Source organism: Paenibacillus kobensis NBRC 15729 (genome assembly GCF_004000825.1).
GTDB lineage: Bacteria > Bacillota > Bacilli > Paenibacillales > Paenibacillaceae > Paenibacillus_T > Paenibacillus_T kobensis.
On sequence record NZ_BILZ01000069.1, the window covers coordinates 1 to 22,309 of the forward strand.

The 22,309-nt window shown below is 53.3% G+C and carries 17 protein-coding genes and 1 pseudogene; 4 read left to right on the top strand and 14 right to left on the bottom strand.

Translation table 11 applies throughout. The features are described 5' to 3' along the window. Positions 1-151 precede the first annotated feature (151 nt). Positions 152-1,981 (bottom strand): UbiD family decarboxylase, encoded by a 1,830-nt coding sequence (locus PKO01S_RS25240; protein WP_127534220.1) that lies wholly within the window; start codon positions 1,979-1,981, stop codon positions 152-154. A 198-nt stretch (positions 1,982-2,179) separates the two neighbouring features. On the opposite strand from PKO01S_RS25240, the gene PKO01S_RS25245 reads away from it, so the two are divergent. Further along, a complete protein-coding gene (locus PKO01S_RS25245) occupies positions 2,180-2,731 on the top strand; it encodes a DUF4362 domain-containing protein (protein WP_164779761.1) in 552 nt (183 codons plus the stop codon). Positions 2,732-2,820: 89 nt separating this feature from the next. On the opposite strand, the gene PKO01S_RS25250 is transcribed toward PKO01S_RS25245, so the two are convergent. The 11 genes and pseudogenes from PKO01S_RS25250 to PKO01S_RS25300 all read right to left on the bottom strand — a co-directional run bounded on the left by PKO01S_RS25250 (position 2,821) and on the right by PKO01S_RS25300 (position 16,323). After that, positions 2,821-4,533: an ABC transporter ATP-binding protein gene (locus tag PKO01S_RS25250; protein ID WP_127534222.1), complete on the bottom strand. Its 1,713-nt coding sequence runs from the start codon at positions 4,531-4,533 to the stop codon at positions 2,821-2,823. Next, complete coding sequence (locus tag PKO01S_RS25255; protein WP_127534223.1) at positions 4,530-6,314, bottom strand: ABC transporter ATP-binding protein; 1,785 nt, start codon at positions 6,312-6,314, stop codon at positions 4,530-4,532. The genes PKO01S_RS25250 and PKO01S_RS25255 overlap by 4 nt, the downstream gene beginning before the upstream one ends. 49 nt (positions 6,315-6,363) lie before the next feature. After that, complete coding sequence (locus tag PKO01S_RS25260; RefSeq protein ID WP_127534224.1) at positions 6,364-7,242, bottom strand: phosphotransferase family protein; 879 nt, start codon at positions 7,240-7,242, stop codon at positions 6,364-6,366. A 29-nt stretch (positions 7,243-7,271) separates the two neighbouring features. Continuing rightward, positions 7,272-7,859 carry a TetR/AcrR family transcriptional regulator gene (locus tag PKO01S_RS25265; RefSeq protein ID WP_127534225.1) on the bottom strand — a complete coding sequence of 196 codons (588 nt, stop codon included), beginning with the start codon at positions 7,857-7,859 and terminating at the stop codon, positions 7,272-7,274. A gap of 175 nt (positions 7,860-8,034) precedes the next feature. After that, entirely contained in the window at positions 8,035-9,768 is a 1,734-nt protein-coding gene (locus PKO01S_RS25270; RefSeq protein WP_127534226.1) for an ABC transporter substrate-binding protein, read from the bottom strand. Positions 9,769-9,844: 76 nt separating this feature from the next. Further along, positions 9,845-10,750: a carbohydrate ABC transporter permease gene (locus PKO01S_RS25275; protein ID WP_127534227.1), complete on the bottom strand. Its 906-nt coding sequence runs from the start codon at positions 10,748-10,750 to the stop codon at positions 9,845-9,847. A 15-nt stretch (positions 10,751-10,765) separates the two neighbouring features. After that, positions 10,766-11,722 carry an ABC transporter permease gene (locus tag PKO01S_RS25280; protein WP_127534228.1) on the bottom strand — a complete coding sequence of 319 codons (957 nt, stop codon included), beginning with the start codon at positions 11,720-11,722 and terminating at the stop codon, positions 10,766-10,768. A gap of 321 nt (positions 11,723-12,043) precedes the next feature. Beyond that, a pseudogene (locus PKO01S_RS25285) lies at positions 12,044-12,364 on the bottom strand (helix-turn-helix transcriptional regulator); the annotation flags it as partial. Between the two features lie 62 nt (positions 12,365-12,426). Next, a complete protein-coding gene (locus PKO01S_RS25290; protein ID WP_127534230.1) occupies positions 12,427-13,587 on the bottom strand; it encodes a response regulator in 1,161 nt (386 codons plus the stop codon). Beyond that, positions 13,580-15,343, bottom strand: coding sequence for a sensor histidine kinase (locus tag PKO01S_RS25295; RefSeq protein ID WP_246070733.1), 1,764 nt, complete (start codon positions 15,341-15,343; stop codon positions 13,580-13,582). Before PKO01S_RS25295 ends, PKO01S_RS25290 begins: the two co-directional genes overlap by 8 nt. Positions 15,344-15,450: 107 nt before the next feature. Further along, positions 15,451-16,323: a helix-turn-helix domain-containing protein gene (locus tag PKO01S_RS25300; RefSeq protein ID WP_127534232.1), complete on the bottom strand. Its 873-nt coding sequence runs from the start codon at positions 16,321-16,323 to the stop codon at positions 15,451-15,453. A gap of 160 nt (positions 16,324-16,483) precedes the next feature. Between PKO01S_RS25300 and PKO01S_RS25305 the strand changes: the two genes are divergently transcribed. Next, complete coding sequence (locus PKO01S_RS25305) at positions 16,484-16,957, top strand: DUF2269 family protein (RefSeq protein ID WP_164779763.1); 474 nt, start codon at positions 16,484-16,486, stop codon at positions 16,955-16,957. An 80-nt stretch (positions 16,958-17,037) separates the two neighbouring features. Here the strand turns inward: PKO01S_RS25305 and arfA are convergent, their stop codons facing one another. Then, complete coding sequence (gene arfA / locus PKO01S_RS25310) at positions 17,038-18,543, bottom strand: arabinosylfuranosidase ArfA (RefSeq protein ID WP_127534234.1); 1,506 nt, start codon at positions 18,541-18,543, stop codon at positions 17,038-17,040. Positions 18,544-18,753: 210 nt separating this feature from the next. On the opposite strand from arfA, the gene PKO01S_RS25315 reads away from it, so the two are divergent. Both PKO01S_RS25315 and PKO01S_RS25320 read left to right on the top strand, forming a co-directional pair. After that, entirely contained in the window at positions 18,754-19,674 is a 921-nt protein-coding gene (locus tag PKO01S_RS25315; RefSeq protein WP_127534235.1) for an ArsR/SmtB family transcription factor, read from the top strand. Positions 19,675-19,741: 67 nt separating this feature from the next. Then, positions 19,742-20,755, top strand: coding sequence for a lipoate--protein ligase (locus PKO01S_RS25320; RefSeq protein WP_127534236.1), 1,014 nt, complete (start codon positions 19,742-19,744; stop codon positions 20,753-20,755). Positions 20,756-20,869: 114 nt separating this feature from the next. Here PKO01S_RS25320 and PKO01S_RS25325 read toward each other — a convergent pair whose 3' ends face one another. Further along, entirely contained in the window at positions 20,870-22,126 is a 1,257-nt protein-coding gene (locus PKO01S_RS25325) for an MFS transporter (RefSeq protein WP_127534237.1), read from the bottom strand. Positions 22,127-22,309: the final 183 nt, after the last annotated feature.

A 22,309-nucleotide genomic window follows, 5' to 3' on the forward strand; every position in this document is an offset into this window, starting at 1 on the left:
GAAAGACCCTTAAAACAACCATTCGCCGCGCAAACCACCCGTTGGAGATCAATAAGAGTCCCCGAAGGACTCTTATTCGTCGCGTTTGTCCATCAGTCGGGATAAAATAAAGAGTCTCCGAACAACATTCGGAGACTCTTCAAGATAAGGCTTACAGCAGTCCGCCAAGCACCGCGCCTTTGGCGAACAGCCGCTCAATTCGCTTCTCCACTGCCGGATCAGGCACGAGCGGCGGCGCTTGATGCGGCTTCACGCGCGCGTCAATGATGACATTGTCGCAGCCCCAATGTTTGAACTCATAGCCGGCGTTCACACCGTAAATATCATGCGAAGGATTGCTTCGCGTGAACGTCGCCCACAGGAAGTTGCTCACCGTCTCGCTCATGAACGTGCTGTCGTCGCACACGATAATGACCGGGCAGGACGGCAAGCCGCCGCCGGCATGAATCGCCTCGCCAAGAGTCCGCATCTCCTGCTCCGCTGCTGCATAGTCGGTGAACGCCGACGCCTGCACCGAGATGACGCCCGGCATCACCAGCCGCGCGTTATCGAAGCCGCGGATGCTCTTCAGCCCGTCTGGCACTTCTGTGCACAGCTCCCGCTTCTGCTCCCCGTAGGCCGCGAACACCACTTTGCTGCCGCTGTTAAGGCCGGTGCCGGAATAGTCGAGCGTGTCGATCGTCGTGTTCGTCTGAAAATGAATATCCCGCCGCAAATCGATTCTTTCTAATATATAAGTTAGGAAGTCGACCTCGTTATGCGTATCGAGCGGACGCTTGTCTTCCGCCGTAATGAACAAATATTTCGCCAAGCTCAATTGTCCGGTCCCGAGTATCCGATTGGCGATCGTCAGAAGCTCCATCGGCTGCTTCACCTGCTGATAAGGCGTATACCGCTCGCTGCCGATGGCGAACAGAAGCGGATGAACGCCTGCAGCGTCGACCGCATGCACTTCCTTGACGCCCGGAATCTCCTGCTTAATCGCGTCCCCCGTCAGCTCATGAATAAGCTCGCCGAACGAAGTATCCTCCTGCGGAGGACGGCCAACGACGGTGAACGGCCATATCGCGTTAGGCCGCGCGTACACTTTTTGCACTTTCATAAGCGGAAACTCGTGGGTCAGGCTGTAATAGCCCAGATGATCGCCGAACGGTCCTTCCGGCTTCGTCTCGCCCGGGTGAATCTCGCCCGTAATGACGAAATCGGCATCATGGCTAATGCAATAGCCGTCGATGTAGCTGTAGCGGAACCGGCGTCCCGCAAGCATTCCCGCGAATGTCATCTCGCTCAGCCCTTCGGGCAGCGGCATAACGGCCGACAGCGTATGCGCAGGCGGTCCCCCGACGAATATGCTCACCTTCAGCGGCTCGCCCTTACGGGCAGCCTTCTCTTGATGAACGCCGATCCCACGGTGGATTTGATAGTGCAGCCCGATCTCCCGGTCGGTCGCATAATCGTTGCCGGTGAGCTGTACGCGGTACATGCCCAGGTTGGAATTCATAATGCCCGGCTTCGCAGGATCCTCTGAATACACCTGCGGCAGCGTAACGAATGCGCCCCCGTCCATCGGCCAATGCTTAATGAGCGGCAAGTCAGAAATGCGAATTTCCTGCGCCGCGACAGGCGGCTTGCCGGAGCGCTTCGCAGGCAATGCCTTCCAAGCCGCCATCCCCGTGCCGGCATGCTTGAACGGATTGCGAAGCGCCTGCATCGGATCGTTGCGCAGCGCGATGACGTTCTGTGCCGCTTCCCATGTCTGGCGGAAAATAAACTTGCTGCGCTCGATCGTGCCGAACAGATTCGATACGGCGCGGAACTTCGAGCCTTTTACATTCTCGAACAGCAGGGCTGGTCCGCCCGCTTCATATACTTTCAAATGAATCGCGGCCATTTCCAGATGAGGATCGACCTCTTCGCGGATACGGACGAGATGGCCATGCTTTTCCAAATCGACGATGCATTCTTCTAAACTGCGATACATGTTGACGGCTCCATTCTATCGTTCATCTGCTAGCGCCTGACGGCAGCCCGCTGGCTGTCCTTTCGCACTAGGCGCTTGTCTATAGAACCAAGGTATTACGAAATGGCCGCCTATGTCAAACGGCACTGCAGCTCTTGTCCGACAGTAGGTGTAACTTTAGCTCATGCTTATCCGTCTATTAGTCGAGGTGATAGAACGATGATCAAATGGTGGATCACAACAGCGGCAATCTTACTGCTCTTATCAGGCTGCGGAAGCGACAATTCTACTGGCACTTCCGGCAGTTCGACTACTGCCTCTTCTACAAAAGCGCCTGATGCGCCAGCTCCCCGCAAAGCGCCAAGCTTCCCTGCCGTCTCGGACCCTTATTCTGCCGAACAAGCGGAGGCGAACGGTGATGTGGTGAACGTACATGGCAAGTTGCTGAACGAAGACCGATGGAAGCTGTTTCTGTCCAACCTCGATGTCGGCATTCCCGACCAAGTACGCATAACAACGTATACGACTGAAGGCCATCCGATTTGGGATGAGCTTGTTTACGATGGTGCTGAAGCGATCACGTATACGTATGACAATTCAAGGGACGGTTTTGGCGTCGATTTGAAGCGGCCGAGCACGATATGCCGGGCGGTCGAGCTGAAGCCGCAAGAGGGCGAGCGTGCAGCCCATTACGCGCTAACAGGCTGTGATAGCTCCGAAACGGGCGGCTATTTCTGGTTCGAAGCAGCAACGGACTTGGATTCGCCATAGTAACGTTTCGGAATATCCACCGCTCGCTTTCCTTTCGCGCAACAGCAACGCCCCCCTGCTCATTCCAGCAGAGGGGCGTTGTCTATTTCCTACCGCTGCGCCATCAGCAGCTCACCGTATACGCCGCCAGGGCGCTCGAGCAGCTCCGCGTGCGTGCCGCAATCGGCCAGACGGCCGCCGTCGAGCACATAGATGCGGTCGGCGTTCTCAATCGTCGATAGCCGGTGCGCGATCATAATCGTCGTCAGCCCGTCCCGGCGCTCATCGAGTGCGGCAAGCAGCCGGCGCTCCGTCTCCAGATCGAGCGCGGAGGTCGCTTCGTCGAGCACGAGGATCGACGGATCGCCAAGAATCGCCCGCGCAATCGCGAGCCGTTGGCGCTGTCCGCCAGACAGCTTAATGCCGCGCTCGCCGACCTGCGTATCGTAGCCGTCCGGCAGCCCTTCAATAAAGTTGTCGATCTGCGCGATCCGGCAAGCTTCCGCCATATCTTCCTCGGACAGCTCTTCTCGCCCAAGCAGCAGATTGGCGCGAATCGTATCCGGGAACATATATGGGTCCTGGAAGACGATCGACAAGCCGTCTGTCCACTGCCGGCGGTCCAGCTCATGAAGCGGAATGCCGTTCAACCGGACCTCCCCTTGCGACGGATCATAGAATCGAACGAGCAGCTGCGCGATCGTCGACTTGCCGCCGCCGGATGAGCCGACGAAGGCGAGCTTGCGTCCAGCCGGAAGCTCTGCGGTCAGCGACTGGAGAACGTCCGGCAGCTCGTCTGAGTAACGGAACCGGACCTCGTCGAAGTCGATCGTCTTCGGCTGTTCGCTCAGCTTGAGCACGCCGGGTTTATTTTGCTCCAAGGTGATGATGCTGTTTACCCGCTCCATATACGCCAGCTGGCTGGAGAAGCCCATGAAGAATTGGAACACGTTATAGCATGAATCGGACATTTGGGTCGCGAACTGGAAGACGACGACGAATGTGCCGATCGAAATTCGGCCGTGCATAAGCTCATAACCGCCATAGCCGAGTACGATGAGGCCGGTGCCCCACTTCATCGGGTCGCTCCAGCGCATTTGCCTATTAACTAGCTTGCCTTCCTCCATCATTTGCTCAAAATATTGGTCGAACAGCTTATTATACAGCTTCTCCTCCCACTTCAGCCGATGAAAGGCAATGACCTCGCGAGTTGACGCGACTCCCTCCTCGATCTGAATGATCAGCGCCGTCCGCCGCTCGGACACTTTCTTCGCCGCTTCCTTCAGCTTCGGCGAGAAATAGTAGCCCGCCGCCAGATAGAACCCGCACATGACTAGCACCATAAGCAGCAGCACCGGGCTTGCGAAGCCGATAAAGCCAATCAGTATGAGCAAGTTCAATATTTCCTGTCCGCCTCTTGGCAGCTGCCAGCCGAGGAAGCTCGCCGCCTGGAACAAATCCTGCGTCATCGTATACACATATTTGCCGTTACGGTCCCTTCCGAACCGCTCGACCGGCACATTCTCGATCCGTCCGAGCATGCCGCGCAGCAGCGAATGGCTGATCGCGAATTCGTTCTTCACGAGATACCGGCTCGTCATCGTGAACATGAGCGCATGGACTAGCCCCGCTGCCGCGAATACGGCGATGACACCTGCAAGCAAGCTGTAGTGCCCGGCGCCGAATACGTCGTCGATCAATATTTTTTGCACATATACAAGGGAATAGTTCGCACACGATTCCAGCACGAGAAACAGCATCACGAGCAGGTAGGTCCGCTTCACGATCAGCAGATTCCGGCTAATAAAATGCCAGTAGTTCATCCCGCCTTCACCTCTTCTCTGCCTTCCGCGGCGCCGGACTGCCCGAGCTCCAGCTCATACAGCAGTCCTCTGCGCTCCATCAGTTCCTCATAGGTGCCGACTTCCGCCGCGCGCCCTTCATGCAGGAAGACGATCCGGTCAAAATGTTTCACCGTCGACAGCCGATGCGCGATCGCGATCGTCGTCCTGCCGACCAGAACCCGATCAAGCGCCTGCTGAACTTCCCGCTCGCTGACGTTGTCGAGCGATGAGGTCGCTTCATCAAGCAGAATGACAGTCGGCTGCTTAATGAACATTCGGGCGATCGCGATCCGCTGCTTCTGGCCGCCGGACAGCTTAATGCCCCGTTCCCCGACCGCCGTATCATAGCCTTCCGGCAGCTCCATAATGAAGTCGTGGGCATAAGCCGCTTTGGCCGCTGCAGTCACTTCTTCATCGGTCGCATCCGGCTTGCCGAACCGGATATTGTCCTTCACGGACGACCCGAACAAGTACGTTTCCTGGAACACGTAACCGATGGAATCACGAAGCCGTTCGAGTGGCATGGAGCGCAGCGGAACGCCGTCCAGCTTCACGATGCCGCTTGTCGGATCATAGAATCGGCCGACCATTTTGAACAGCGTCGTCTTGCCGCCGCCGCTTGGACCGACGAACGCGATTTTCTCGCCTGGGCGAATGTTCAGATCGAAGCCTTTTATAACCGGCGGCTGGTCCGGGTATCCGAATTCGACGCCTTCGAACGTTAATCGTCCTTCTGCCTGAACGGGCTCGATTGGATCTGCCGGCTCTTCGATCTCGATCGGTTTATGCATGAATGCATACAATGGAGCGGTCTGATGAATGATAAGCCGCTGCTCCGTCAACTGCGTCACGAGAAGCGTCAGCTTGAACATGGTGGACATATACAACAGCGTGAAAGCGACGAAGCCGCCAAGCGTAACATAATCGTGCTGAAGCATATAATACCCGGTTAGAAACAGGGCGATGGCGCCTGCATAGAACGTGAACCGGCGGAAGCTTCCCCTTGCGAACCCGAACGTCGCCGCCAGCAAATAATCGCGCGACCAAGCCTTATGCTCCGCATAAGTCCGTTCATGGTACCAGCGCTGCGCACCGAACGCCCGAAACTCGCGAAAGCCCGAGACGCTCTCGTATACCTTCTGATTAAAGGCGATGCGTCCCTGGCCCGACAGCTTGCCGTAGTGCGCCGCCTTCCTCTCGAAGTAGGGGCCGAACAGATAGTACAAGCAGAACGTCGGCACCATAATGAGCGTCAGCCAGCCGTTGATCCCGACAAGCAGCGCTACAGCGACCACGACGTACAAAATGTTATCGATGATGCCCGGCAAGTATTGGCTGTAGATTCGCTGCACGGATACGACCTCGGAGTTGAACATCGACAGCGTTTCCCCTGCCGGATGCCGTTCATAATGCGCGAAGCCGAGCTTGCGCAGATGTTTGAATATAGCGCTCTGCATATCACGCGAGGCGAGCGCTCCGATCGTCCGCTGCAGCAGATTGCGTCCGTTCTTGGCGATCAGCATGAGCAGGTTGACCGCTACGAGCATGCCAAGCAACGCATAGAATACGTGAAAATCTCCTGCTTCCACAACGTGGTCGATCATATATTGGATCACTTTCGGCGTAAGCAAGTCGCCCGCTACTGCGAATACGCCGCACATGACGAGAAGCGCAATTTGCTTCTTATAGGGAAGCAGAAACGTAAGAGCCCATTGGTACGATTGTTTTGTTGCATTGGATTCTGATTTCGTCTGACCCATAGCCTTGCATCCAGCCCCCTCAGTCTGCCTCTCTTGTCTCTCTCTATCTCTAATTCGAGGTACCTGTTAATCGGTCGAGCGCAATCCGCCTTCTTACTTCGGCCGCAAGACTCTGCTTCTCCTCATCGCTTATTCCATCCGCAGACAGCTTTCGGGCCGCAATCGGTGCGATCCACAGATCAACATCCGCATACGTGATGCCGGTCAGCTTGGTGTACTGCTCCATGAACCGTTCGATGAAAGGCTCGCGAATCGTATCGAACACCGTCCCCGCTTCAGCCGGCAGCTCAGGCGGAAGTATTCCGTAACGGAGCATCACGATATATTCAGCGATATCTCCTTCCGGACTTCCGTGTGTCGCATTGTTCCAATCGATGATGACGGGCTCGCCGTTCTGTATGATGATGTTGCCCGGATTCGGATCGCCGTGGCACAATTGCCGTTTCTTCGGAAGCCGTTCCAGCATCGCAATAACCGATTCGGTCTCTTCTTCGTTCAGATAGCGCTGGCGACGGATTCCGTCCTCGATATCCTCTCTTTGCGACGGCATATCCGCAGCCGTAACGGCATGAATCCGATGCAGCAGCTTGACGGTCTGCGCAATAACTTCATCCGAGAACGCCGGCTCGCCGGAACCGGCCTGCGGACGGTCCTTCTGCATCAGCATGCGCATAAAACTTTGCATCAACGACTCGCCTGCGATCCGCTCGAAGACAGCGCCCGGACGGCCGTCGACTTCAATAAACTCATAGGGCTTCGGCACCGGCAGCCCGATTTCCCAAGCGATCCGGGTATTGCTTAACTCGCGGCGTATCGCATAAGCGTTCGTATTCGGCTTTGCCAGCTTGACCGCTTTGCTGCCGTCCTCCCATTCAAACACTTCCGCGCAGCCGCCCTCGCCGATCTTGTTCCCCAGCTTCTGATTCATAGGTTTGTATCCCCCGATCGCAAAAGTTGTCATCCCTGAATGCCTTCCTTGGCGAGCAGCATCTCGTACATCTCGTTCACCATCTCGGCGACCTCGTCCATGTCCAGCTGCAGCGTGCCCGTGTTCAGCATCGTTCCGATGCCCACGAGATAAATCGACAGCTTCATATAAGTACGTCTGCGCTGCTCCGCCGACAGCTTATGAATACGGCTGCTGCTGCGAAAATATTGCCCGCTCGCCTCTTCGCCCAACAGATGGACGCCGAGCAGCATATCTTTATCCGGATTATATTGAAGATGTCCGGTCAGATACAGTGCGCGGAACATCTGCTTCTCCTTCTGCGCGAACAGCATGAAGCCTAAAGCGAGATTAAGCGCTGATGACTTATGGTCGTCCTTATACCCTGTCATATAGGCTGTCGCGCATTCGCTTATCATCTCGTACACGCCGCTGCGAATTTCCTCCATACTCCCGCATACACTGTAAATCGGCTGCGTCGAGCAATGAAGCCGCTGCGCAATGCGGCGGGTCGTCAACGCCTCGAGTCCTTCCTCCCTTACGAGCCCGAAGGCAGCATTCATTATCTTTTCTTTCGTTAATTCTGCTTTAGGGGGCACCCGGTCACCTCCGCTTTTATATAACATATGTTATATAACGGATGTTATATGAATTGGTTAATGCTGTCAACTAATATTTTCTAGTTATGACAATACCAAAAGAACCGCCCGTGCTATTCGGCACGAACGGTTCTTCTTCTGTATTGACTTACGCTGCTGCCGCTGGAAGCTTAACTTATTTGCCGCTCCACAGATCTACGCGCGCTTGAATATATTTCGTGTACTCTTCTTCGTATTTCTTCACATCGTTCTTGTCGAGCTCTGCCATGAACGCATCCCATTTCGCGTCGAACTCGGATGGCTTCGACAGGATGATTTCTGGAATACGCTTGCGAACGATCGGCGTCAGCTTGTTGTAGATGATGTTAGCGTCGGAATCGCTTGGAACCGGCAAGTTCCATGCTGCGCCCCAAGGTTTAGCCGCGAATTCTTTCTCCGAAGGGAAGAAGTCTTTCCACGTCGTTTTACCGTAAGCCGCGAGCACTTTTTTGTCTTCATCCGAGTATGAGTTTTGAATTTGCTCCGGGAAGTTCGTCGTGAAGTAGTTGCCCGTCGAATCCTGTACGCCGTCACCATAGTGCGGACCATAGTTGTTCCACAGACCGATACCCGTCGTTTTCTTGAAGTTCGAAGCGTCGTTCAGCTTTTTGTCTTGCACGTCTTGCGGGATGACGCGTTTGCCGTTTTCTACGTTGTAATGCTTGCCTTCGATACCCCAGTTAACCAGCACTTGGCCTTCTTCAGATGCGAGGTAGTCGAGCAATTGGATGATACGCTCTGGATTTTTCGCGTCTTTCGAGATCATGATGCCGTATCCGCCCATGAAGCCCGTAGGCTCGAACGTATGGTCAACCGTCTTGTCGTCCAATTGTACGGAGTAGAAGCCGTATGTTGCGCTCAGCTTGCCGTCTTTTTTCAACGTGTCGATCGCTTGTTGGAAGCCCCACTTCTGGTCGATGACGCCGACGACGCGGCCTTGAGCGATTTTGGATCTGTATTGGTCTTCCTTCTGTACGAACGATTCCGGATCAAGCAAGCCGATGTCGTTCATATGGTTCAGCCAGCGGAAGTATTCTTTCTCTTCCGGACGGCGGTAGTGGAACGTCGCCTGATACGTCTTCGGATCGATGTAGATTTCGCCGTCGTCCGATGCGCCAGTCGCTTGGAATGCCGGGTTCGTTACGGAAATCATGATGCGCCAATCGTCTGCGAGCAGCGACAAGCCGAGCGTTTTTTGGCCGTCAGCCGTCGTCGGATGCTTCGCCACATAATCAGCGATTACTTTCTCGTAGTCTTTAACCGTTTTGATTTGCGGATAGCCTGCTTCTTCTACCGCTTGATGCTGAAGGGTGAATGCGCCGCCTGCATCGAAATACGTGTTGTTCACGCCGTCATACGTTGGAAGGACATAGATGCCCTCGTCATCCGTGCTCCATTTCAGACGATTCCAGTAATCGCCGTATACCTTCTTCAGGTTCGGGCCGTACTTGTCGATCAGATCGGACAATTCAAGCACCGCGCCTGCATCAACGAACAGGTTCGAGCTGCCTTTCGCGGAGATGATGTCCGGATATTCGCCGCTTGCCGCGACGAGCGATACTTTGTTCGCATCCGTTGCGAAATCCATTTTGAGTGTAATGCCCGTCTTCGCCGTAATTTGCTTGCCGACGTCGTCTTGCATTTGGTTCCAGTCTGGACTTGGGTCAGCTGCAAGCATCGTGTACGTAATTGGCGTCGTATCCATTGCCGGTTGAGTCGTCTCTGTTGTCGTCTCCGTCTTGCCGGCATCTGTCGATTCTGGCTGTTTCGTTTCTTCCTTGTCTCCGGATGAGCCGCATGCTGCAAGCGCCGATACGAGCATGACGTTAGCAAGCAGCAAGCTTGTTCCTTTTAGAATCTTACGTTTCATATAAGGACCCTCCTATAATGAATAAAACTTATATTGTATCACTGGACAGGATGCCTGCCCTCGTTAATACCTATAGTTAAGATTTGACAGCGCCAAGCGTCATGCCTTTTACGAAGTAACGCTGCAGGAATGGATAGATGATAAGAATCGGCAGCGATACGACGATCGTAATCGCCATCTTGATCGATTCCGGCGATACGCTTGTGACAAGTTCGGTAATGTTCTTGCCGCGGAAATCTGCCGAGTTCGTCGTCGATTGGAGCACCTTCGTCAATTCGTATTGCAGCGTCGTCAGACTTGGCGAGCTGCCGTTGTACAGATACGTATCGAACCAGGAATTCCATTGGCCAACCGCCAGGAACAATGCGATCGTGGCAAGAACCGGCTTACAGAGCGGAAGAATAACCCGCCAGTAGATCGTGAAGTCGTTCGCCCCGTCGATTTTCGCCGATTCCTGCAGGGCAAACGGCAGACCGTCGATGAACGAACGGATGACGAAAACGTTAAAGGCGCTGACGAGTCCCGGCAGAACGTATACCCAGAACGAATTCATCAGATTCAAGTCCCGCATCAGCATATACACCGGAATCAGACCGCCGGATACATACATCGTCAGAGCAAGGAACGTCGAGACGAATTTTCTAGCTTGGAAATCTGCCCGGGCCAGAACGAATGCCAGCATCGAGCCGCTAATCAATCCGAATAATGTACCTACTACCGTACGAAGGACGGACATATAGAAGCCCGTAATGAGGCCCTGGTACGCGAATATCGTTTCATAGTTTTTGAGCGTGAAGGCGCGCGGGTAGATCGTTAGTCCGCCGCGGACCGTATCGTGAGAATCGTTAAACGAGATTGCCAGCACGTTCAAGAACGGGTAAAGCGTGACGATCAGGATGATGCACATCACGACGATGTTCGTTCCGTCGAACAGCTTGTCGCTCATCGACGTGCTCATCAGTTTCCTTTTTGGTTGAGTCATGGATGGCATCCTCCTTTACATGATGCTTTCTTTCGTCACCCGTTTGAATATGCCATTGGCCACGAAGAGCAGAATAATACTAACAACCGAGTTGAATATGCTGATAGCCGTACCGAATGAGTACCTATTTTGTGTAATACCGTTATTAAGAGCGTATAAGTCCAATACTTCCGAATAATCGATGACGAGCGGGTTGCCGAGCAAGAACTGCTTCTCGAAGCCAATCTGAATCAGATGGCCGATCGACATAATGAGCAGGATCGAGATCGTCGTCCGAATGCCTGGCAGCGTAATGTGCCAGATTTGACGCCAACGCCCTGCGCCGTCGACACGTGCTGCTTCGTATTGCTCCGGATCGATTCCCGTAATGGCTGCGAGATAGATAATCGTGGTCCAGCCCATCTCTTTCCAGATATCTGAAGCGGTGACGATGGACCAGAAATAGTGCGGCTCGCCCATGAACTGAATCGGTTTGTCAATCAGATTTAAGCCCATCAGCATTTGGTTCACGACGCCGCCGTCGATCGACAGCATTTTGGTCACGATACCCGCCACGACGACCCAAGAAACGAAGTGAGGCAAGTACGACACCGTCTGCACGAACCGTTTGAACACTTGATGGCGCAGCTCGTTAAGCAATACGGCGAACAGGATCGGAATCGTAAAGTTGGCCACGAGTCCCATGAAGCTCATCGCTAGCGTATTGCGCATAACGAGGAAGAACCGGTCGTCCGAGAACAGGTCGACAAAATGTTTGAACCCTACCCAATCCTGATCCCAGAACGAGCGGGCCGGTCTGAATTTCTGGAACGCCATCGTCCAGCCCCAGATCGGCAAGTAGCTGAATACGAACACCCATATGACGAACGGAATGGACATGAGGTACAGATACTTCTGCTGAAGCATCTTATACAAGAAGCTGTTTCGTTTCAGTCCGCCGGGCTTTTTGTTGTGGTTTGTTATCGCTTCCATGTTAGCCCTCCTTTTGTATATCTCCATCATAAAGGATGCTCATATATGGTTTACACCCGATAGATTCGCGCAAAAATCATATAAAATTCCGTCAGTCCACTTAACCCAATTATTATGGGGCACATGCGATTTCACTATGCTGTAAGCGGTTTCAGCTCGTTTGTATATCTATCGTACACCACCCCTGCCTTCAAACCTACCCGACAAATAAGCCATAAAATCCGGTACAAATCCGACATTGTTTGCTCCGTTCGTCCGTCCAACATGAATAAACCGCACGGCATCGCCGCACGGTTCGCTAGTCCATTGTTCCCTATTCGCTCAAGACTTGCCGCCCTTGAATGCAGACGGCGAAGCTCCTTCGTACTTTTTGAACTTCGTATGAAAGTAATCGACGCTGCCATATCCGACTTTTTCCGCCACTTGATGCACCTTCAGCCCTTGCGCCAGCAGATCCTTCGCCCGGTCGATCCGGACTTTGTCGAGATACGTGTTGAAATGGTCTCCGGTATGCGTCTTGAACAGCTTGCCCAAGTAACTGCTGTTATAGTTGAACAGGTCGGCAAGCGTCTCCAGCTTCAAGTTCTCGCTGTAGTTGCGCCGGATAAAATCTTCGATCTGCTTAATGATCGTCTCCGGTCCATGGTCGGCCGACTGTCGGACGGTCTCTTCGATCATTTGCTTCGCATGCGCAATGAGCGCACTCATGCTCTTCTGCCGGAAGATGTCCGAGATCGCTGGCGTGAATGGCTGCGCTGACGAGAAATTTCTCGGATTGGCTGCGGCAAGCTTATTGAAGGCAGTAGACAGCATATGGGCAAAATTCGACTTCGCATCTCTTCGGTGAAACGCAGCTCGGTCATTCGCTGAGCAGCAGCCTCAATCGTCCGGACAGCGCTTTCCTTATTGCCGATATCCATAGCGTAGAACAGATGCTCCGCTAGATCATCAATCGGCAGCTCGTCCGCCTGCTCCTGATTCATGGCCGTCTCCTCATCCGCGTTCACGATGACGCCGGTACCGAGCACGAACCGGTGACGCAATCCCGCAATCGCGCTATCGTAGGAAAGGGTGGCGTTCTGGAACGACGTTACCGTACGACCGACGGAGACGAAGATATGGTCTGAATACCCGTTCGCCAGCAGCAGCCGCAGCAGCTCCGCATCCGTCAAGCTGACTCCTGCCTCTTGCCGCAGCAAGATTCCGATATACGGCTCCATCAGGAAGACGAACCCGCGATTTCCGGCTTGCAGCTCCTTGCTCCATCTGCGTTTGATTAAATTCATCTTGCCTGGATCGCTGTCTTCACCCGGTTCGACCTCCGCCAGCGCCACCTTGTAGCCGGGCCATTCGATCGACAGCCGCACCGCGATCGGCTGCCACAGCTCATCCGTTAATCCATCGCCGGCCGAGCCGGATACGATCGACTTTACCAACTGCTCGGCGCGCCAAGCAACGTCCTCGTCATGCTGGCGCTGCGCTTCTTTCTCCGCGATGAGACTTTCTTGGATCCGTTCCAAGTTCTCACACAGCTCGTCCTCATTAACGGGCTTGAGCATATACCCGTCGACCCGGAAGCCGATCGCTCTCCTCGCGTATTCAAAGTCAGAGTATCCGCTCAAGATGAGGAAATGGCATTGATCGTTCTTCTCCCGTATCCGCTCGATCAGCTCCAGGCCGCTCATCCCCGGCATCCGAATGTCTACGAGCATCAGATCCGGCAGCAGCTCCTCCGCCTTCGCCAGCGCTTCTCTGCCATTCGCAGCCGTACCGCATACGGTAAAACCGTATGTCTCCCATTCGATTAGCGTCGTCATACCTTCCCGGATTGCCGGCTCATCGTCAACAATCATCACTTTATACATAGGCGTCACTCCTTGTCGGCAGCTCAAGCCGGATAAAAGTTCCCTGCTCAGGCGTACTCTCCAGCGTCAGAGTATAGGCGTCCCCGTGCATCAGCTTCAACCGTTGATGCACGTTTCTCATTCCGATTCGATAGCCCTCGCGATCTTCCATATCTTCAAGCGAATCTAGCAGTTGGCGCAGCCGCTGCTCTTCCATCCCTTGTCCGTTATCCGCGATCTCGATAATCAGCTTCTCGAAATCATCGGTAACCAGTGTTCGAATAACGACGCAGCCGCCTTCTTCCTTCGTCTCCAGGCCATGCACGACCGCATTCTCGACAAGCGGCTGCACGATGAGCGGAGGTACCCGGACAGACAACGAGTCTGGTGCGATATCCAGCTCGAAGGAGAGCCGTTCTCCGAACCGGAACCGTTGAATCTCCGAATAACAGCGAACGATTTCGATTTCATCGCTCAAGGCAATGCTATGACCGCCGATTTCCAAATTTTTACGCATCAGCGTTCCAAGCAACTTCACGGTCTGAGCAATCTCCGTCTGCTTGTTCATATGGGCTTTCATCCGAATCGACTCCAGCGCATTGAACAGAAAGTGGGGATTGATTTGGCTGGCCATCATCCTCAGCTTTATTTCCTTCTGTTTGATCTGCAGCATGTTGCGCTGATGATTCGTCTCCTGCACTTCATCCATCAGATCGCGGATGCTGTTCATCATACCATTGAACTGCCGCGACAACAGGGCAATCTCATCGTTGCCATCGATCTGCAGCGAACCATTCAAGTTGCCTGCGGCTACCTTGTTCATCTGCCGGCTAAGGACAAGAAGCCGGTTAGACAACAACTTGGATACGAACGATATAATAATAATGGCCACGATAAAGCTGATCAGCATAATGCTTAGTCCAAGGTAGCTAATCCGGTTCGCGTCCTTCACGACACTGTCGATCCGGATAACTGAAACGATTCTTAGTCCATTGCGGCTCGATGACGGATGCAGCGATTCAACAACTACCTTAGCTCGCGTTCCGTCCACCACGGTATTGTAGGTTCCGTCCTTGTTCCCATCGAGCAGTTGTCCGATATTGACGTCCGTAAGCTCGCGACCTTCGTCCGATCTTCGGGAAGAAGCGACGACGAAGTTGTTGGAATCGACAATCATCGTATCGAACGGCTCATTCATCAGAATCGTGGCCAACTCCGTCCGGTTCACCGTAATGACGAGCACGGCGCCTGTTCGATATCCGACAGGATCCATCCGGCGAACAAGACTCAGCTTCTTCACGCCCGGGTTCGTCACCTCATCGATATAGTACCACTGGGCAAGCGAATCCTCCTGCGCCGCCTTGTACCAGAACGTCTGCTCCGTCGCCGGTGTAAGCTTCATTAACTCCCAGTTATCGAGCAGCGTCGGATTGCTCGTATAGAGCCGGATGCTGCTTAATTCCTTATGCAAACTCAACAGATTCTTGAATGCCGTGTATTCGCGGTAAGCAAGGAAAACGTCGATCGGCCTTTCGAAATTGGTGTTCACGATCTGTTTCAACTGTTCGTCGTACATAAACGTATTCGATGCCTCAATCGGCACCGACAACAGCGTGGACGTACGCTGTTTAATCCGGTCGACGTTGTTCATCGATTGTGCCACCGCGTCATCGAGCACTTTGCCGCGGAACTGCACCGTCAGGAACAGACCGACGATCAACACCGGCACAGCTACGACGAGCAGCAGCGATATAAAGAGCTTCGTTCGCAGTTTCATATTGTTCAGCCATCTGGATAACAACCGGGGCATAGTCGATACCTGCCTGTTCGCACCGCGCATACCGGATGGCGGCGAATTTTGTCACCTATTATACACGATTCTGATTAATGGAGCTTTCGAAATTGTTCGGGCGTCAGCCCTTCGGTCTTGCGGAACACCGCAATGAAATGGCTGGCATCCCGGTAGCCGACCTGTTGCGCAATCGATTGGATGCTCTTGCGCTCCCCGCCGGTCAGCAGCTCTTTTGCCTTAGTCAGCCTTAAGCGAATTAAGTACGTATAGGCGGTCATCCCGAACGCCTTGTGGAACATCATGTTCAGATAGCGGGGCGTTACGAGCAGCCGCTCCGCCATTTCCGGCAAGCCGACGGACGGATCGCTGTAACCGTTATCCAGCCACGCAAGCAGAGGATTCAGCTTCTCCATATGTTGGAACAAGGAGGAGCCGGTGCGGACTTGGCCATATTTTTTGAGCAGCAGCAGAAACCGGTACAACCCGCTCGACGCATCCAGTCCGGAACGGTCATCCTCTCTCGAGATCGTCTCCACCATTCGGCCCAAATGCCCGCCGAACTCGGTCCCTTCCTCCCACCGGAACCATTCCGAATGGCGGAAGCCGAGCGACGTCAACATCGATGCAGCCTGCGGTCCGTCGAACGTGATATACTCCGTTGACCAGCTGTCGCTGCTTGGCTTATAACTATGCTTGATATGCGGATAGAGAAGAATGCCTGTATGCGCCGGGAGCGTCATCTGCTGACCCGCCACCTCGATCAGCCCTTCCCCATGAACGGTATGCAGCCAATGAAAGCACGGGTAACCATCTTGACGGTCGATCGATTCCTGTACCGGATTGTATCCGATACTCTCGACGTAGATGGGCAGAGAAGGCTGTACGCCGGCGAACCAATAATGTGACTTGCCTTTATCGGGTATCGGCTTATCCGTCTTCGAGCCTATAACATCGTCCGCGTTCATCGTCATCCCTCCGTGCCTTAGCATACCATATCGACACTTTCGGCTCCTAGGCCCACCTCGTTCCGTCTTTTGCATGTTTATTATTGAAAGAAGAGGAAAATTGTTATAACATAAAGTTCGGACTTTTGTCACATTTAACCTTTGGGGGATGATTCGAAGGATGGATTGGGATTGGTATTTAGTATTGGTTGTCGTGCATGTGATGACCGCTATAATCGGAATTGGGCCTGCGTTCTTCGCACCTGTACTGCTTCGTTCCGGCCAGCCGCTTGATCAGCTTCGCCACTCCTTCCGTCTCGGCGCAATTCTAGAGTTGTTCCCCAAGATAGGCGGAACGATTGCCGTATTAAGCGGCATTGGCCTCGTCATTGCCGGAGATTATCAATTCAAGGATGTATGGATTTATGCATCGATTGCCATCTACGTCATCATCCAGATTCTTATGGTCGGCTTCGCAGCCCCGGCGCAGAAGCGCGTATTCCAGTGGCTGTTCAACCAAGCGTTGGAACCGTCTTCGAATTCCGTACCTGTCGAATACAGGGAACTTGTTGCCCGAATTCATTTGATTCATTATGTTGCTACAGTGTTTGGCATCATTTTATTTATTCTTATGATCGTGAAACCGACGTTCTAAACGGGTTCTGCCGATGAACGACAAAGGCTATCCGTCCAAGCTGATGCTGGATGGATAGCCTTTATTGATCTAACCGTATATTATACTTTCACGCGGATAACGTTCCACGACGCCTTCGCGAGCTTCGCTTGAATCGTCGAACCGTCCACCGAAGCGTTGCCGCGGTTATGCGGCGCCACGCGGTTCGGCTCAAGTTCGGTGTTAACCGCCTTCAGGTCATCGTTCTCCATTACGATATGCTCGATGATCGAGCACTCTCCGAAGCTGCGCAGATCAATCTCGACCGGAAGCTGCTCCTCCAGATGACGGTTGACTGCAAAAATCGTCACTTCGCTCTTCTCTTCATTGTATACAGCGATCGATTCCAGGTAAGGCACGTCCGTAATTTCTTTCGTGTCATACTTCGAAGATTGCACGAGCGGCACAAGTGCTTTGCCTCGGCCGAACAGCGACGCATGCAGGTATGGATAGAAAATCGTCTGACGCCAAGCGCCGCCGCCGTTCGATGTCATAATCGGCGCAATAACATTGACGAGCTGAGCCATGCACGCCATTCTGACGCGGTCCGAATGCTTCAGCATAGCGATCAGCATCGTACCGACGACGAGTGCGTCCTCGTGGTTGTAGATGTCCTCCAGCTGCGGAGGCGCGATGTCCCAAGGCTCCCGTTTGCTGTCCGCCGCATTCGAGTGATACCATACATTCCATTCGTCGAACGAGAGGAGCATCTTCTTCTTGCTGCGCTTCTTCGCCTTCATATAATCGCAAGTCGCCGCTACTGTACGGATGAACTCTTCCATCTGGAGCGAGCGGGCAAGGAACGTCGGCGTATCGTTCTCTTGGTTGCCGTAATATTGGTGAAGCGACAAATATTCGACATGATCGTACGTATGATCCAGTACCGTCGACTCCCATTCCGGGAACGTCGGCATACCAAGGCCAGAGCTGCCGCAGGCGACCAGTTCGATCGTCGGATCGACCCATTTCATGACTTTCGCCGTCTCGACAGCGAGCCTGCCGTACTCCGTAGCTGTCTTGGCGCCGATCTGCCATGGACCATCCATCTCGTTGCCGAGGCACCATGTCTTGATATTGTGCGGCTGCTCATAGCCGTGCGAACGGCGCAGGTCGCTCCAATAGGAGCCGCCCGGATGGTTGCTGTACTCGATCAGATTGCGTGCGTCATCAGCGCCGCGCGTGCCGAGATTGACGGCCATCATCACTTCCGAGTTCGCTTTCTTCGACCAATCGACGAATTCGTTGAATCCGAATTGGTTCGTCTCCACCACGCGCCATGCGAGCTCAAGCCGGCGCTTGCGCAGCTCCTTCGGTCCAACCGTATCTTCCCAGTTGTAACCGGATACAAAGTTGCCGCCAGGGTAACGGACGATCGGCACTTGCAACTCGCGGATCATCTCCATTACGTCGCTGCGGAATCCGCTCTCATCGGCCGATTGATGGCCAGGCTCATAGATGCCGTTATATACGGCGCGGCCAAGATGTTCAATGAAAGAACCGTAAATACGGTTATCGATTTCGGAGATTGCAAAATCTTTGTCGACAATCATCTTTGCTTTTAAAGTCATGCTGATAACGCCCCTTTTACTGAATTAATAATATTATTAATCTATAATCAACAAAGTTAATCCATACCCTTATTTAATACGATTCCTCCTGCTTATGCAACCCTTTTCTGAACAAAAGCTCTTTTCTTTTATTGATTTTATGTATATATTAATTGAGATGTAATTGAGTTCCTTGTATCAGACTGATGCTGCTGTGGAGGAATAGGGCTTATGATCAAAGCAAATACGGATGCCCAGTGGCTGCCGTTATACGAGGCGCTGGCCAGTGATGTACGTCTTCGAATATTAAAGCTGCTTGCCGGCAAGCCGATGAACAACAAAGATATCGCTGAGAAATTGCAGTTGAGCCCTGCCATTGTGACGATGCACATTCGCAAGCTTCAGCAGGCAGGCCTTATCCGTTCCGATATGGTTCGAATGAACGGCGGAACGCATAAGCTGAACTCGTTAGCCGAGGAACGGGTCGAGATTGATCTGCCTCATGCAGAAGAGCCCGCCCGCTTAATGCATGAAGTATCGGTTCCCATTGGCCATTATACTTCCTTCGATATTCACCCGACCTGCGGACTCGCCACGAGGTCGCAATATATCGGCCAATTTGACGATCCGCGTTACTTCTTCTCCCCGGAGCGGATGCATGCCAACATCTTGTGGTTCGGCAAAGGGTTCGTCGAATACAAAATACCGAACTATCTGCTTGCTTCGCAGCAGTTGACGGAGATCGAAATATCGATGGAAATATCGTCGGAAGCGCCCGGCACGAATCCGAACTGGCCGAGCGATATCCGGTTCGAGCTGAATCGAACCTCTCTTGGCAGTTGGACAAGCCCTGGCGACTCCGGCAACGGACGCGGCTCCTTCACGCCCGACTGGTGGCCGGACCAAATTAACCAATACGGCTATCTGAAGGTGCTTCGCATTACGGAAGAAGGCACCTTCATTGACGGCATGATGATGTCATCCGTTGGCCTTCGTCAAATCGAGCCGGAACGCAACCAATGGACGCTGCGGTTCTCGGTCGACGAGGATGCGGCGCATGTCGGCGGGATGACCTTGTACGGCCGGGGATTCGGCAATTACGATCAAGATATCGTGTTCCGTACCTACTACAAGCAGAGTGCTGCCGATTAGAATCGAAGCCTTGAATATGGTACGATAACGTACGAGCATCATGAGCAATCGTAAGGGGGTACCTGACTTGCTATTTATCGATAACCAGGGAATTACCGATCCGACCATTAATCTCGCCATCGAGGAATATGTGCTTCGGCAGCTGCCGATGACGGACAGCTACCTGCTGTTTTATATTAATGAACCTTCAATCATCATTGGCAAAAATCAGAACACCGTCGAGGAAATCAACTCCGAGTATGTAGAGGAACGCGGTATTCATGTCGTTCGCCGTCTATCGGGAGGCGGCGCCGTCTATCATGATACCGGCAATCTGAACTTCAGCTTTCTGACGAAGGACGACGGACAGTCGTTTCATAATTTCCGCAAATTTACGCAGCCGGTCATCGATGCGCTGCAAGCGCTAGGCGTTGATGCGGAGTTGAGCGGACGCAACGACATTCAGATCGGTGAGCGCAAAGTGTCCGGCAACGCTATGTTCGCTACACGCGGCAGAATGTTCAGCCATGGTACGCTGTTGTTCGCTTCGGAGATGGAGCATGTTTCATCCGCGCTCAAAGTGAAGCCGATGAAGGTCGAGTCCAAATCGACCAAATCCGTTCGTTCCCGCGTCGCGAATATTACGGAGTTTTTGCAGTCGCCTATGACCATCGAGCAATTCAGAGACGAGCTGCTACGGCGTATTTTCGGCATGGAACCATCGGAAGTTCCGCAATACAAGCTTACGGAAGAAGATTGGAAAGCGATCCGCGAACTGTCTGAGACACGCTACCGCAATTGGGACTGGAATTACGGCCGATCGCCAAAATGCAACATTCAGAACGCCTACAAGTTCGGCGCAGGCATTATCGATGTTCGGCTGGATGTGGAGGAAGGGCTGATTAGTGCGATCCGTGTATTCGGCGATTTCTTCGGCGTCGGCGACGTCGCGGACATCGAGCAACGGCTTACCGGCGTAAGGTATGAAGAGTCTGCGATTATGGCGGCGCTTGAAGGTATAGAGGCAAACTACTACTTCGGTAACGTGACCAAAGAGCAGTTCATCGATTTGCTGCTGCTGAAGGAGCAGCAGCCGGTCTAAAGGACAGCAATAAAAAGCGGCTTGAAGCATTCGGGCGTTATTGCCCCACTGCTCCAAGCCGCTTTTTCATTATCATATTCCGCAGCATCAATTATAGGCTTGCTCAGTCTGATCCTATGTCGAGTTAACGATGGACCGCTGACGGCTGCCCGCCACGAACAGAACGGTTCCAATCCAGCCGCAGATGGATGCAATAACGAGCAGCGTCGATAAGGACACCGACTCCGACAGCCCCGCGCCAAGCAGCGGTCCGAGCGTTCCCCGGAAGCCGAACAGCATCAGATGGATGCCGAATACCGTCGCCTCTCGTCCCGGCACTAGCCGCGAAACAAATGATAGAATACCGATGTCCCAGATCGCCTCGCCCAGCCCTTGAATGCCATTGCCGATAATAACCGCGCTGTACGTTCCCCATAGTCCATAAATCATCGGTACAATGGCATAGGCACCGATCCCGGCCATTAGCGTATAACGAATATCGAATCGGTCAATCATCCATCCCGCGAACAAATACGTCACAAGCAGAATCGTATAGTAAGAGATACGCCCCATACCGATCTGAGCGTTCGTCAGGCCCAACTCATCAACCTGGATAATCTGATACAGCGGATTGGCCAGCATGTTGCCGAAGCCTGCGAATGTGGTCGCGAGCAGAAACACGACCAGAATTCGGTTGCCTTTGACCAAGTCCCACTGCTCCATCAAGGTCGTTTTGGCCGACCGTTTGTTCCTTTGAACAGGCGCCGCAGTACTTGGCTGTTTCCCGAGCCGCATTGTGTTGAATAAAGCAAGCGATACCGTACCGAACACAGCAGCCGTAATCAATGGCCCCATAGGCCCTGAGGCATCCGACCAACTGCCGACCACATAAGCGAGCGGAATCATAAGCGCTCCCATCGCAACCCGGACATACCCCATCAATCGGCCGCGCACATCACCAGGATACATTCGGGACACTAAGGACGCATATGCAGGGGCCTGAATTCCCATCAACAGCTGAAAACAAATTGCCGTAACAACATAGACGGCCGGATGAGGAAACAGCGCCGGAAATATAAGCAGCAGCCTTCCAATGTAATTCGGTATGAAGAAAAACGGCCAAGGCCTGCCCGTACGCTCGATCATGCCTGCCCATACAGGTGAAAATATAAGTCCGATCGCCGGCGCTGCCGACAGCAGCCCGACCTGCAGATTGCTTGCCCCTTCGCGAATCGCGAACGGCATAAAAAACTGGTTCATCACGACGTTGAACACCGAGAAGATCATAGTCGCCATAAAATCGATCCGCGCATTGAACCAGACTCGAGGGATCATCGTAAGTCCTAGCTTCACGACCTCATGATGCCGCCGGTTTGAATGTTGTTGCTCCATGGCTGTATATCCCTTTCCTCTCCCAGCTTCTTGCCCATCATATCTCTCGTAAGTGTAGTCCTCCCTTATTCGGTGGTCAATAGAAGATATCGACCAATTTCTTCTGCGATTGTGGCTATCGATACCTAAACGATGAAACAGCAAAAAAGCCGCCCCATAGGGCGACTTATAAAGTTTATAATT

What these genes read in the sequence shown, in the direction of transcription:
- PKO01S_RS25240 (WP_127534220.1), bottom strand. Translation starts at nt 1,981, where the DNA reads ATGTATCGCAGTTTAGAAGAATGCATCGTCGATTTGGAAAAGCATGGC.
- PKO01S_RS25245 (WP_164779761.1), top strand. Translation starts at nt 2,180, where the DNA reads ATGATCAAATGGTGGATCACAACAGCGGCAATCTTACTGCTCTTATCA.
- PKO01S_RS25250 (WP_127534222.1), bottom strand. Translation starts at nt 4,533, where the DNA reads ATGAACTACTGGCATTTTATTAGCCGGAATCTGCTGATCGTGAAGCGG.
- PKO01S_RS25255 (WP_127534223.1), bottom strand. Translation starts at nt 6,314, where the DNA reads ATGGGTCAGACGAAATCAGAATCCAATGCAACAAAACAATCGTACCAA.
- PKO01S_RS25260 (WP_127534224.1), bottom strand. Translation starts at nt 7,242, where the DNA reads ATGAATCAGAAGCTGGGGAACAAGATCGGCGAGGGCGGCTGCGCGGAA.
- PKO01S_RS25270 (WP_127534226.1), bottom strand. Translation starts at nt 9,768, where the DNA reads ATGAAACGTAAGATTCTAAAAGGAACAAGCTTGCTGCTTGCTAACGTC.
- PKO01S_RS25275 (WP_127534227.1), bottom strand. Translation starts at nt 10,750, where the DNA reads ATGACTCAACCAAAAAGGAAACTGATGAGCACGTCGATGAGCGACAAG.
- PKO01S_RS25280 (WP_127534228.1), bottom strand. Translation starts at nt 11,722, where the DNA reads ATGGAAGCGATAACAAACCACAACAAAAAGCCCGGCGGACTGAAACGA.
- PKO01S_RS25290 (WP_127534230.1), bottom strand. Translation starts at nt 13,587, where the DNA reads ATGTATAAAGTGATGATTGTTGACGATGAGCCGGCAATCCGGGAAGGT.
- PKO01S_RS25295 (WP_246070733.1), bottom strand. Translation starts at nt 15,343, where the DNA reads ATGAAACTGCGAACGAAGCTCTTTATATCGCTGCTGCTCGTCGTAGCT.
- PKO01S_RS25300 (WP_127534232.1), bottom strand. Translation starts at nt 16,323, where the DNA reads ATGAACGCGGACGATGTTATAGGCTCGAAGACGGATAAGCCGATACCC.
- PKO01S_RS25305 (WP_164779763.1), top strand. Translation starts at nt 16,484, where the DNA reads ATGGATTGGGATTGGTATTTAGTATTGGTTGTCGTGCATGTGATGACC.
- arfA (WP_127534234.1), bottom strand. Translation starts at nt 18,543, where the DNA reads ATGACTTTAAAAGCAAAGATGATTGTCGACAAAGATTTTGCAATCTCC.
- PKO01S_RS25315 (WP_127534235.1), top strand. Translation starts at nt 18,754, where the DNA reads ATGATCAAAGCAAATACGGATGCCCAGTGGCTGCCGTTATACGAGGCG.
- PKO01S_RS25325 (WP_127534237.1), bottom strand. Translation starts at nt 22,126, where the DNA reads ATGGAGCAACAACATTCAAACCGGCGGCATCATGAGGTCGTGAAGCTA.